General features: G+C 70.9%; 11 protein-coding genes and 1 tRNA gene. 9 read left to right on the top strand and 3 right to left on the bottom strand.

The features are described from left to right. Positions 1 to 13 precede the first annotated feature (13 nt). The 9 genes from DEJ05_RS08495 (at position 14) to DEJ05_RS08455 (ending at position 8,327) form a co-directional block, all read left to right on the top strand. Positions 14 to 1,156, top strand: coding sequence for a DNA polymerase III subunit delta' (locus DEJ05_RS08495; protein WP_071404998.1), 1,143 nt, complete (start codon positions 14 to 16; stop codon positions 1,154 to 1,156). A gap of 24 nt (positions 1,157 to 1,180) precedes the next feature. Further along, positions 1,181 to 1,816, top strand: coding sequence for a TetR/AcrR family transcriptional regulator (locus DEJ05_RS08490; RefSeq protein ID WP_110863359.1), 636 nt, complete (start codon positions 1,181 to 1,183; stop codon positions 1,814 to 1,816). 44 nt (positions 1,817 to 1,860) lie between these two features. After that, positions 1,861 to 1,933, top strand: a tRNA-Thr gene (locus tag DEJ05_RS08485). Positions 1,934 to 2,114: 181 nt separating this feature from the next. Next, positions 2,115 to 2,912, top strand: a complete 798-nt coding sequence (locus DEJ05_RS08480) for a glycoside hydrolase family 16 protein (protein WP_111110232.1) — start codon at positions 2,115 to 2,117, stop codon at positions 2,910 to 2,912. Positions 2,913 to 3,101: 189 nt separating this feature from the next. Beyond that, a complete protein-coding gene (locus DEJ05_RS08475; RefSeq protein ID WP_051596899.1) occupies positions 3,102 to 3,542 on the top strand; it encodes a BLUF domain-containing protein in 441 nt (146 codons plus the stop codon). A 52-nt stretch (positions 3,543 to 3,594) separates the two neighbouring features. Then, positions 3,595 to 4,590 (top strand): Gfo/Idh/MocA family protein, encoded by a 996-nt coding sequence (locus DEJ05_RS08470; protein ID WP_111110231.1) that lies wholly within the window; start codon positions 3,595 to 3,597, stop codon positions 4,588 to 4,590. A gap of 73 nt (positions 4,591 to 4,663) precedes the next feature. After that, entirely contained in the window at positions 4,664 to 6,175 is a 1,512-nt protein-coding gene (dacB, locus tag DEJ05_RS08465) for a D-alanyl-D-alanine carboxypeptidase/D-alanyl-D-alanine-endopeptidase (RefSeq protein ID WP_111110230.1), read from the top strand. Positions 6,176 to 6,198: 23 nt separating this feature from the next. After that, positions 6,199 to 6,819: an isochorismatase family protein gene (locus DEJ05_RS08460; RefSeq protein ID WP_071404992.1), complete on the top strand. Its 621-nt coding sequence runs from the start codon at positions 6,199 to 6,201 to the stop codon at positions 6,817 to 6,819. Beyond that, entirely contained in the window at positions 6,816 to 8,327 is a 1,512-nt protein-coding gene (locus DEJ05_RS08455) for an NAD-dependent succinate-semialdehyde dehydrogenase (RefSeq protein ID WP_375334836.1), read from the top strand. The genes DEJ05_RS08460 and DEJ05_RS08455 overlap by 4 nt, the downstream gene beginning before the upstream one ends. Positions 8,328 to 8,385: 58 nt before the next feature. Here DEJ05_RS08455 and DEJ05_RS08450 read toward each other — a convergent pair whose 3' ends face one another. The 3 genes from DEJ05_RS08450 to DEJ05_RS08440 form a co-directional block, all read right to left on the bottom strand. After that, on the bottom strand, positions 8,386 to 10,239 hold the full coding sequence (locus tag DEJ05_RS08450; RefSeq protein WP_111110229.1) for an ABC transporter ATP-binding protein: 1,854 nt from the start codon (positions 10,237 to 10,239) through the stop codon (positions 8,386 to 8,388). Between the two features lie 7 nt (positions 10,240 to 10,246). Beyond that, a complete protein-coding gene (locus DEJ05_RS08445) occupies positions 10,247 to 10,462 on the bottom strand; it encodes a hypothetical protein (protein WP_027466417.1) in 216 nt (71 codons plus the stop codon). A gap of 324 nt (positions 10,463 to 10,786) precedes the next feature. Further along, positions 10,787 to 12,154, bottom strand: a 1,368-nt coding sequence (locus DEJ05_RS08440) for an MFS transporter (protein WP_258376122.1), incomplete at its 5' end; no start/stop codon positions are given.

The following is a 12,154-nucleotide window of genomic DNA, read 5'->3' as shown; positions in this document are numbered from 1 at the left end:
ACAGGATGGTCCCGTGAGCGTGTGGGACGGCCTGACCGGGCAGGAAGAAGCGGTCGCGTCGCTGCGCAACGCGGCCGAGTCCACCGACGGCACCGGCGGCATGACGCACTCGTGGCTCATCACCGGCCCGCCCGGGTCGGGTCGGTCGAACGTGGCGACCGCCTTCGCCGCGGCGCTCGTGGGCAACGGCCCCGACGACGACCACACCCTGCGGCAGATCACCGCGAAGACCCACCCCGACGTCTCGGTGCTCACGACCCAGCGCGTGATCATCACGATCGATGAGATCCGGCAGCTCGTCACCTCGTCGTACTACTCGCCGTCGGTCGGCCGCTACCGCGTCGTCATCATCGAAGACGCCGACCGCATGACCGAGCGCACCTCGAACCTGCTGCTCAAGGCGCTCGAGGAACCCCCGGAGCGCACGGTGTGGATCCTCTGTGCCCCGAGTGAAGCCGACCTGCTGCCGACGATCCGATCGCGCGTCCGCTCGGTCCGCCTGCGTGTGCCCGGCATCGAGTCCGTCGCCGACCTGCTCGTCGCCCGGACCGGTGTCGACCGTGCCCTCGCGATGGATGCTGCTCGCCAGGCGCAGAGCCACATCGGCATGGCGCAGCGTCTCGCCACGAGCGAGCCGGCCCGTGACCGTCGCCGCCGGACCCTGACGACCGTGCTCGGTGTGCGGAGCGTTGGTGACGCCGTCATGGCGGCCGCCGAGCTCCTCGCCGTCGCCGACGAAGACGCGAAGTCCATCACCGAGCAGCGCGACTCCGAAGAGCGCGACGCGGCCCTGCGCTCGCTCGGGGTCGAACCCGGCGGGACGATCCCGCCGGCGCTCCGGTCGCAGCTCCGCGCCCTCGAGGACGACCAGAAGCGCCGGGCGACCCGGAGCCTGCGCGACGGGCTCGACCGGATCCTGGTCGACGTCTCGTCCCTGTACCGCGACCTGCTCCTGCTGGGGCTCGGAGCCCCCGCGGAACCGGTCAACCTGGCCATGCAGGACCAGCTCGAACACGCGCTGCCGACGACACCGCCCGCTGCCGCGCTCGAGGTCCTCGACGCCGTGGCCCTGGCGCGCCAGCGCATCGCGGCGAACGTGGCGGCACTCCTGGCGCTCGAAGCACTGCTCGTCACCATCGCCCGCGCCCGCCGCTGAGGCACGGCGTGCGACAATCACGGCATGCCCGACGCTGAACCCGGCCTGCGCGAACGGAAGCGCCGCGCCACCCGGCGCGCCATCCAGCAGGCTGCGCTCCGGATCGCCATCGAGGACGGCCTCGGCGCGGTGACGGTGGACGAGATCTCCCGGCGGGCCGACGTCTCGCCCCGGACGTTCTTCAACTACTTCCCGAGCAAGGAGCAGGCGATCCTCGGGGACGACCCGCAGCTGCCCGACGACGCGGCGTTGCAGGCGTTCGTCGACGGTGGTCCGAGCGGTGACCTGCTCGCCGACATCGGCACGCTGCTCGTGCACTCCACGCGGGAACTGATCGAGGAGCGCGGGCTCATCGAGGAGCGGCAGCAGGTCCTCCGCGCGAACCCGGAGCTGTTCAGCCGTCGCATGGCGTCCATGAAGGAGTTCCAGGCGGAGCTGCAGACGGCCGTCGCGCGCCGGCTCGAACACGCCGACCCGGAGCTCGCCGCCGACGCCGAGGCACTCCGCCGCCGCGCGGGTCTCGCGGCCATCGTCGCCCTCGCCGCCCTGCGCCACGCGTGGTGGGAGTGGTCGGGTTCCGAGGCCGGAACACACCTGGTCGACGAGCTCGAACGGTCCTTCTCCGAGCTCGGCGTGCTGGTTTCGCGTTCACTCGTCTGAACCTGTATAGTCATTGCTCGTGCCACTCCGGACATGGAGTGTGCGCCGCCTTAGCTCAGTCGGTAGAGCGATTCACTCGTAATGAATAGGTCGTCGGTTCGATTCCGACAGGCGGCTCCGTGAACACCCCGGTCAGACCCACTCGAAGTGGCTCTGACCGGGGTTTTCGTATTCCGGACGAAACCCGTGTCCCTCGCCCGAGGGACAGACGTCGGGCGCGTTCGCGGGCTACCCTTGTCCGCGAAACGGGGGACACGATGACCGACCACCAGCCCAGCGCTCCACCGGCGGTGCCGCCGTGCTGAAGCGTGTCCTGGTCATCGTCGTGGTCGCTGCCACCGCCGGAGCCCTCGCGGTCACCGCGGCAGCCGTACCCGAGTCCCGTGCCACGTCCGCATCGACCTCGTCGCCGAGCACCGATCCGTCCGCGACCCCGACGGCGTCCGCGACCGGCCCCGCGTACCTCGCGGACCGCGAGCCGACCTTCTCCGAGGACTTCGACACCCCCGCCGCAGCGGGCGGCCCCTTCGCCGAGACGTACCGGAACTCGTGGCAGCCGTACCCCGACGGTACGGGCGGCAAGTACTACTCGGACAAGCTCATCAGCGCCCACGACGGCTACCTGGACGTCGCGATGGACGGGGAGCACGGCGCTGCCGGAACGTTCGGCACGCCCACCGGCGCCTGGTCACACGTCGGCGGCACCTTCAGCATCCGTGCGCGGGCGACCGGTGGCGACGGCAACGGGATCGCGGTCATGCTCTGGCCGACGTCGAACGCCTGGGCGGACGGCGAGCTGAACTACCCGGAGGGGCAGTTCAACGGCTCACCGCGCGTCTTCCACCACTCGATGCTCCAGGGGCTCGAGAAGCGGACCGAGCACTACAACACCCGGGTGTCCTGGAACGACTGGCACACCTACACGACCGAGTGGGTGCCGGGGAAGATCATCCGGTACTACCTCGACGGCAAGCTGGTGTTCACGGTGCCGCGCAACGTGCCCACCACGCCGCACCGCTACATGTTCCAGATCGGCAACTGGGGCGACCCGGGGCACGTGCAGATCGACTGGGTGCGCACCTACGACGCGGAGTGACCAAACCCCCCGGACGGGGGCTCCGAATCAGTCCGGTCGTACGACCCGACACCCGTGTGCTCGCGTCGATGACCCGAACCTCGACGCGGGTGCGCGGGCGGGAACGATCCCCGTTCTGGGGATTCCCTTGCCGGGCCACTCGGACAACGATGGGACACGAACCCGTTCCGTCGTCAAAGAGAGGTCGTCATGCTGCTGTCCCTGGTCTACATGAGCGCAGCGAACGAGGTGTTCGACCAGGAGCGGCTCGACGCACTGCTCGAGCACGCACGGGTCCGCAACACCGCGTCCGGACTGTCCGGTCTGCTCGTCTACAAGGACGGCCGGTTCATGCAGCTGCTCGAGGGCCCCGAGGCAGCCGTGCTCGAGACGTACCAGCGCATCATCGACGACCCGCGGCACACCGACGTCGGCCTGCTCGTCGAGGAGCGTATCCACACCCGGCGTTTCGGCGAGTGGAAGATGGCGTTCCACCGCGAACCGGACGCCGACCTGCCCGACGGCTTCGACTCGTTCCTCGCCGAGGGCGATGCGAGCGCCGACACGAGCCGTGCCCGTGAGCTCCTGCGCTGGTTCCGGAACCACCCGATGGCCGCCCCGGACGCCGCACTCGGCAAGCACCGCCGCTGACGACCCGAGGCGGGGCCCGCCGCAGCCCACCCCGCGCTGGTAGACAGGACCCATGACGGTTCGCTGGGGAGTCATCGGCACAGGCGGCATCGCACGGTCCTTCGTTGGTGACTGCACCGCGGCCGGCATCGTGTTCACGGCCGTGGGCAGCCGCACCCGCGAACACGCCGAGGCCTTCGCCGCCGAGTTCGGCATCGAGCGGGCCCACGGTTCCTACGAGGACCTGGTGGCGGACGACGACGTCGACGCGGTCTACGTCGCGACCCCGCACGTCCGGCACGCCGAGGACGCCCTGCTCGCGATCCGCGCGGGCAAGCACGTCCTGGTCGAGAAGGCCTTCACGATGACCGCGGACGAGGCCCGGACGGTCGTCGACGCCGCGAGGCAAGCCGGTGTCGCGGTGATGGAGGCGATGTGGACCCGCTTCCTGCCGCAGATGGCGATGATCCGCGAGATCGTCGCCGAGGGACGGATCGGCCGCCCGCTGGTGGTCGAGGCGACCCACCACCAGGCCCTCCCGACGGACCCCGGCCACCGGTTGCGCGACCCGGCACTCGGCGGGGGAGCGATGCTCGACCTCGGGATCTACCCGGTGTCCTTCGCGGTGGACGTGCTCGGGGTGCCGATCGCGCTGGTCGCTGCCGGGACGCTGAGCGAGCAGGGCGTCGACGAGCAGATGGGCCTGGTCATGACGCACGAGGGCGGTGCGCAGTCGATGATCCACTTCGGGATGGACCTGCGGAGCCCGAACACCGCGTCGATCATCGGCGAGACCGGCCGCATCGACCTCGACTCCACCTGGTACACGCCGACCACCTGGCGGATCCGTGACCGCGACGGTGCCGTCGTCGAGGAGTTCGACGGCCGCGAGGAGCTCGCCGGCTACGAGCACGAGGCCCGCGCCTTCGAGACGATGATCACGTCGGGCCGCCACGACGGCGGCCCGATGGACCCGGACGAGACCGTCGCGATCATGGCGGTGCTGGACGAGGCACGACGCCAGGTCGGGGTCCAGTACCCGGCCGACGGTCCCGTCACGGCTCCCTGATCCGGCTCCCGTCCGCCACGGATCCCGGATCCGGCCTGGAGGCTCCTGCCGCAGTTCCGTAGGATCGGTCGCGATGTCCGAGCAGCAGCCCACCCCGCGTTCCGTCCCGGAGCGGTTCCGCGCCGCCGTCACCGCGGTGCGCGCCTCCGCCGCGCGACGCCCGGTCCCGTGGATCGCCGGTGGTCTCGCGGCGCTGCTCGTGGTCGGTTCCGGTGGGGCCGTCGCCGTCGCGGCGGCCACGACCTCGGACTCCCGGACCGCTGCGGCGCCGAGCCCGACCCGGACCGCGTCCTCGGCTCCGGACCGGACGACCACCACGAAGCGCCCGACCACGAAGCCGTCCCCCACCCCGACCGCCGATGCCCGCGCGGTGCCGGACGACCTCGCCGGTCCGTCCGCGCTCCGGACCTGCTCGATCGCGACGGCTGCGTCGGCGAGCGGCCTCGGCGACTTCGAGGGGTACGTGATGGACGCGAAGACGGGCAAGGTCCTGTTCTCCAAACACGGCGAGCGGGCCGCCCAGACCGGCAGCGTCATGAAGACCCTGACCTCGGCGACCGCGCTCTCGGTGCTCGGGGGCGACCACCGCATCCCGACGACCGTCGCACGGGAGTCCGCGAACACCGTCGCCCTGGTCGGCCACGGCGACGCGACGCTGTCCGCCGGCGGCGGCACGGTGTACCCGGGCGCCCCGACCCTCGCGCAGCTCGCGCAGCAGGTGAAGGCGAAGGTCGGCGACACCCCGGTCACCACGATCGTCACGGACGACACCTACTGGAGCGACGCCGACGCCTGGGACCCCACGTGGCCGGTGTCCGAGCGCACCATCGGGTACCAGCCGAAGGTCACGGCGCTCATGGTCGACGGTGACCGGGCGAACCCCGCAGCGGCGACCTCGCCTCGGTCGGAGGACCCGGTCGGACGCGCCGGCATCGCCTTCCGGACGGCACTGGCGAACGCTGGCGTCGCTGGCGCCTCGTCCGCGCAGATCGTCAAGCGGGCGACCACCGGCACCGAGACGATCGCCACGGTGTCGTCGCAGCCGGTGTCGACGCTCATCGGGCAGATGATCCCGAACTCGGACAACACCCTGGCCGAGATGCTCGCCCGGGTGTCCTCGAAGGAGTCAGGCTCGAACGGTTCGGCGGCGTCGTTGTCGTCCGTGTACCAGTCGGCACTGCGCTCCTACGGCCTCGACCCGGCCGGCATCGTGATCAAGGACGGCTCGGGCGAGAGCGCCTCGAACGCCGTGTCGCCGGAGTTCGTCGCTCACCTCATGGTGCAGGTCGCCTCCGGCGCGAAGGGCCTCGGCACGCTCGCGAACGCCCTGCCGGTGTCCGGCCAGTCCGGCACCCTGGCCAGCCGGTTCACCGGCGCGAACGCGGTCGCCCGCGGCAAGGTGCACGCGAAGACGGGCTGGATCGACAGCGCCAACACCCTCGGCGGCTACATCGACGCCGCCGACGGGTCGCGGCTGACCTTCGCCTTCTACGCCATCGGTTCGCCGCGTGCAGCGGCACTGCCGGCACTCGACGCGGTGACCGCCGCGACCTACTCGTGCGGGAGCAAGCTCACCGGCTCCTGAGCCGACGGGTGTTGGATGGACCCATGGCAAGAGCACTGCTCGTCGTGGACGTCCAGAACGACTTCACCGAGGGCGGTGCGCTCGCGGTCACCGGGGGAGCGGCGCTCGCGAAGCGCATCACCGCGTTCCTCGGTCGGCACGGGGACGAGTACGACCTGATCGTGGCGTCCCGCGACTGGCACCACGGCGACGACGACAACGGCGGACACTTCGCCGGACCCGACGGACCCGACTTCGTCGACACGTGGCCGGTGCACTGCGTCGCCGGCACACCCGGCGCCGATTACCACCCCGATCTCGACACCGCACTGATCGACGTCGACGTCCGCAAGGGGCAGGGCACGCCGGACTACTCGGCGTTCCAGGCCCGGACCGAGGCGGGCGTCCCGCTGGCCGAGGTGCTCGCCGAGCGCCGCGTGCACACGATCGACGTCGTCGGCATCGCCACCGACCACTGCGTCCGTGCCTCGGCGCTCGACGCCCGTGCCGCGGGCCTCGACGTCGCCGTGTACGAGGACCTGGTGGCCGGGGTCGACGTCGAGCGCAGCGCCCGGGCGCTCGACGAGATCCGGGCGGCCGGCGGACACGTCGACCGCAGCGACATGGACGAGGGCCTCGCGAACCCAGGAGGAGCACGACTGTGACCGACACCACCACGAACGCAACCACCACCACCACCACCGTCGCCGACGAGCACGTCCGCGTCGAGGGCGTCCCCACCGGACTCTTCATCGGCGGCACCTGGCGCGCCTCGTCGAGCGGGTCCACCTTCGCCGTGCACGACCCGTCGACCGGTGCCGTCTTGGCCGAGGTCGCCGACGCCACCCCCGAGGACGGCATCGCCGCCCTCGACGCCGCCGCCGCGGCGCAGGAGTCGTGGGCGGCGACGGCCCCGCGCACGCGCTCGGACATCCTGCGCCGGGCCTTCGACCTGGTGCACGAGCACGCCGACGACCTCGCGGCCCTGATGTCGCTCGAGATGGGCAAGCCCCTGGCCGAGGCCCGCGGCGAGGTCGTCTACGGCGGCGAGTTCCTGCGGTGGTTCTCGGAGGAAGCCGTCCGCATCACCGGCGACTACCGCACGAACCCCGAGGGCACCGGCCGCGCGATCGTGCTGAAGCGTCCGGTCGGCCCCGTGTACGCGATCACCCCGTGGAACTTCCCGCTCGCGATGGCGACGCGGAAGATCGGCCCGGCCCTGGCCGCCGGCTGCACGGTGGTCGCGAAGCCGGCCGACCTCACCCCGCTGACGACCCTGTTCCTGGTCGAGCTGTTCCGCCGTGCCGGGCTGCCGGACGGCGTGCTCAACGTGATCCCGTCGAGTGACGCCAAGGGACTGTCCGAGCCGATCATCGCCGACCCGCGCCTGCGGAAGCTGACGTTCACCGGTTCGACCCCGGTCGGTTCTGCGCTCCTCAAGCAGGCGGCGGACAACGTGCTCAAGACGAGCATGGAGCTCGGCGGCAACGCGCCGCTGCTCGTGTTCGACGACGCCGATCTCGACGAGGCGGTGGAGGCGGCGATGCTCGCGAAGTTCCGCAACACGGGCGAGGCATGCACCGCCGCGAACCGGTTCTTCGTGCAGGACGGCATCGCCGATGCGTTCGTCGCGGCCCTCACCGCGAAGGTGGACGCCCTGCGCGTCGGCCGAGGCACCGAGGACGGCACGACGCTCGGACCGCTCATCGACGACCGCGCCGTGGACAAGGCTGCCTCGCTCGTCGACGATGCAATCGGTCGCGGTGCCCGGCTCGTCACCGGCGGCAACCGGATCGACCGCCCGGGCACCTTCTACGAGGCGACGGTGATCGACGACGTGCAACCCGGCTCGGAGATCATGACGACGGAGATCTTCGGACCGGTCGCCTCGGTCACGCGCTTCAGCACCGAGGACGAGGGGATCCGGCTCGCCAACGACACCGAGTACGGGCTGATCGCCTACGCCTTCACGACCGACTTCCGGCGCGGTCAGCGGCTCGCCGAGCGTCTGGAGACGGGGATGCTCGGGCTGAACACGGGCGTCGTCTCGAATGCGGCGTTCCCGTTCGGCGGCGTGAAGTCCTCGGGCCTCGGCCGCGAGGGGTCGCACGAGGGCATCGAGGAGTACCTCGAGACCATCTACGTGCTGACGCCGGACCCCTTCGCCGCCTGAGCCCCAGCCTGAGCCCGGATCGCCGGGACGGCCGCGGTGCACGCGGCCGTCCCGGCACTCACACCAGCAGCTGGTGCTTCGCCAGGTCGCGGTAGAGCGGCGTCGACTCCACGAGCTCGGAGTGCGTGCCGCTGCCGACGACGCGGCCGTGCTCGAGCACGACGATCACGTCGGAGTCGACCACCGTCGACAACCGGTGGGCGATCACGAGCAGGGTGCGGTCCTCGGCGACGGCGTCGATCGCGAGCCGCATCTTCTGCTCGTTGACCCCGTCGAGAGACGACGTCGACTCGTCGAGCAGCAGGATCGGGGGAGCGGCGAGCAGCGCGCGGGCGATGGCCAGGCGCTGTCGTTCGCCACCGGAGAGCATCACGCCGTCCTCACCGACCTGCGCGTCGAGACCGCGGGGATCGCGGTGCAGGACCTCGCCGAGGTTGACCGCCTCGAGCACCCGGACGCAGTCGTCCTCGGTGGCGTTCGGCGACCCGAGCAGCAGGTTGGCGCGGATCGTGCCGGCGAGCACGGGGGCGTCCTGCTCGACGTAGCCGATCTGGGCACGGAGCTCGTCGCGGTCCATGCCGCGGACGTCGATGCCACCCAGGCGGATGACGCCGTCGGTGGGGTCGTAGAACCGCTCGATCAGTGCCAGGGTCGTCGACTTGCCGGCACCGGACGGACCCACGAGTGCGACGCGTGACCCGCGGGGCACCCGGAACGACACGTCGTGGAGCACCACGTCGTCGGCCGGGCGCTCGTCGTCGACGCGATCCGGGCCTCCTGGACGGTCCGCGGGGTCGGACGCGACCGCGCCGTCGGCACCCGAGGCGTCCGCCCGGGCGCGGTACCCGAACGAGACGTGCTCGAACGCGATGGCGTCGTCGGTGGCGACCGCTCCGGCGGGCCGGACCGAATCGTCGTCCTGGGACTCCGTCGGCAGGTGCAGGATCTCCTCGATCCGGCCGAGCGCGCCGAGCGCCTGGGCGACGGCCACGGCCGCGCCCATCGCCTGGCCGAGCGGCATGATCATCATGAAGAGCAGCAGGATGAACGTGATGAGCGTCGCGATGGTGATGGTGCCGGCTGCGACCTGCGCCCCGCCGACGCCCAGGACGGCGATGAACGCGACCTGCATGACGATGCTCGCGACCGGGACGACGAAGGCAGACATCTTGGCGATGTCGAGGCCGCGCTTGTAGGCCTCGGTCGCGTGGCCATCGACCTCGCGCACCTCGCGTTCGGTGGCGCCGGCCGCACGGATCGTGCGGACCGCGCCGATCCCGCGTTCGACGGCGGCGGTGAGGTCGCCGACCTTCTCCTGCGCACGCTTCGAGGCGACCCGGATGCGACGGCTCAGCCCGCCGACGACGACGATGGCGATCAGGACGATCACGATCACGATGCCGAGCAGCAGCGGGTCGATGATCGCCATCGCGACGATGGCGCCGATGAACGTGAGCGCGCCGCCGATCGACTCGATCAGCCCCTGGGTCAGGACGGCACGCAGGAGCGTGGTGTCGCTGCCGACGCGGGACACCAGGTCACCGGTGCGCCGGGTGTCGAACTCCGAGATCGGCAGGTTGAGGATGCGGGCGATGAGCTTGCGGCGGGTGGAGAGCACGACGCCCTCGCCCGCACGCTGCAGCAGGAAGTGCTGCACGCCGTTCAGTACCCCCGCCACGATGACGAGCCCGACCAGCAGCCACACGAGCGTGCTGAGGGTGTTGCCCTGCTGCACCGCGGTGATGACCTGGTTGACCAGGAGCGGCTGCGCGAGCGAGGCCCCCGCACCGAGGACGCTCAGCACGATGATCACGACCATCGCGGGCTTGTTCTCGAACAGGTAGGACAGCAGGCGACCGAACGTGGCGCGGGGGCCGTCGGAGGTCTTCGGGCGTGCGAAGGGGAAGCTCATCGTGTTCCTAGTTTCTGCCGTACTTCTTGTGCACTGCCTGTCGGCTGACACCGAGCAGCGTCGCGATCTCCTGCCACGAGGCACCGGCGGTGCGGGCACGTCGCGCGGCGAGCTCTTCGGTCCGGTCGAGCTCACGGCGCAGTTCCCGCACGTTGGCGAGGGCGGAGAACGGGTCGTCCCCCGATGCTCCGGCCGCGAGGCTCGTGATGGTCGGTCGGTCCATGCCTGTCAACCTACATTGACGCACCGACATCCGTCAACCTGCGTTGACGGCGTCTCGCCGCGCTGCATCGGGTGCGCAGACGCCGGCGTCTTCGTTCGACGCCGCCACGCGCGCGAGACGCCGCCGAATCCGGCGGCGTCTCGACGGGCATGCGGCGTCCCGCTGACACGACGGCGTGTTGCGCGGGGAGCAAGGCGCGCGCACGACGAACGGGAGGCCCGGTGCCAGCTGGCACCCCTGCCTCGCAGGCTCGGTCGGCGCACCCCGCGCAACGCTTCGCGTCGCTGCTGAGCGGGGTGCGCCCGTCCGTCAGGTGGTCGCCGATCAGGCGTCGGCGATGTCCTTCGACTTCGTCTCGCGCACGAAGAGCAGCGCGACCAGCGTCACGACCGCCGCGATCGTCAGGTACAGGCCGACCAGGAAGATGTCGCCGTCCGGCTTCCAGAGCGCCAGCGCGATGGTCGGGGCGAGTGACGCACCGAGGATCGACGCGACGTTGTACGCGATGGCCGAGCCGGTGTACCGGACGTTCGTCGGGAACAGCTCGGGCAGCAGCGCACCCATCGGACCGAAGGTCAGCCCCATCAGCGAGAGCCCGACGATGAGGAACGTCACCACGGTGATCGGGCCGCTCGACGCCGCGAACCAGAACTGGAACGTCAGGCCGAACAGCGCGATGCCGATCGTGGTCGGGATGAGGGTCTTGCGGCGGCCGAACTTGTCGGCGAGCAGCCCCGCGATCGGCGTGAAGATGCCGAAGAACACGACGCCGATCATGAGCAGGGTCAGGAACTCGCCACGGGTGTACCCGAGGCCGACCTTCGGGACGAGCGCGCTCGCCTCGGAGCCGGTCGTGCCGTACGACAGGGTGAAGGTCGTCATGAAGTAGAAGAGCACGTACGTGGCGACCATGCCGAACGTGCCGACGAGGACGGCCCGCCACGAGGTGCGGAACACCCGACCGAGCGGGACCTTCGCGACCGTGCCAGATTCCTGCACGCCCCGGAACACCGGCGACTCGACGAGCTTGAAGCGCACGTAGAGGCCGATGATGACGAGCACGGCGGAGAGCAGGAACGGGATGCGCCAGCCCCACGCCTGGAAGTCGGCGTTCGGGGTGCCGTCGGCACCGGCGGGCATCGCCGCGTTGATCGCGATGAACAGGCCGTTCGCGAGCAGGAAGCCGATCGGGGCACCGAGCTGCGGCATCGATCCGAACACGCCGCGCTTGCCCTTCGGCGCGTTCTCGGTCGCGAGCAGGGCTGCACCGGACCACTCGCCGCCGAGCCCGACGCCCTGGGCGAAGCGCATCACGGCGAGCAGGACCGGGGCCCAGACGCCGATGGTGTCGAACGTCGGCAGGCAGCCGATCAGGAACGTGGCGGTGCCCATCACGAGCAGCGACGCGACGAGGGTGGTCTTGCGGCCGATCCGGTCACCGAAGTGCCCGAAGATGATCGACCCGACCGGCCGGGCGAAGAACGCCAGGGCGAAGGTGACGAAGGACGACAGCTGCGATGCCGTCGGGTCCTCGTTCGGGAAGAACAGCGTCGGGAAGACGAGCACCGCGGCGGTCGCGTAGACGTAGAAGTCGTAGAACTCGATCGACGTGCCGACGAGGCTCGCGATGACGACGCGGGAGCGCGGGTTGCCGGCGGGTGCCGGAGCGGGCGCCTGAGCACGAACGGGCGA

This window comes from Curtobacterium sp. MCLR17_045, assembly GCF_003234405.1.
Lineage (GTDB): Bacteria > Actinomycetota > Actinomycetes > Actinomycetales > Microbacteriaceae > Curtobacterium > Curtobacterium flaccumfaciens.
This window is presented reverse-complemented; position numbering and strand designations above follow the sequence as displayed.

Bases quoted from the DNA above. Each gene is read 5' to 3' on its own strand.
- DEJ05_RS08475 (WP_051596899.1), top strand. From the start codon at position 3,102: ATGCTGCTGTCCCTGGTCTACATGAGCGCAGCGAACGAGGTGTTCGAC.
- DEJ05_RS08445 (WP_027466417.1), bottom strand. From the start codon at position 10,462: ATGGACCGACCGACCATCACGAGCCTCGCGGCCGGAGCATCGGGGGAC.
- DEJ05_RS08460 (WP_071404992.1), top strand. From the start codon at position 6,199: ATGGCAAGAGCACTGCTCGTCGTGGACGTCCAGAACGACTTCACCGAG.
- DEJ05_RS08450 (WP_111110229.1), bottom strand. From the start codon at position 10,239: ATGAGCTTCCCCTTCGCACGCCCGAAGACCTCCGACGGCCCCCGCGCC.
- dacB (WP_111110230.1), top strand. From the start codon at position 4,664: ATGTCCGAGCAGCAGCCCACCCCGCGTTCCGTCCCGGAGCGGTTCCGC.
- DEJ05_RS08470 (WP_111110231.1), top strand. From the start codon at position 3,595: ATGACGGTTCGCTGGGGAGTCATCGGCACAGGCGGCATCGCACGGTCC.
- DEJ05_RS08490 (WP_110863359.1), top strand. From the start codon at position 1,181: ATGCCCGACGCTGAACCCGGCCTGCGCGAACGGAAGCGCCGCGCCACC.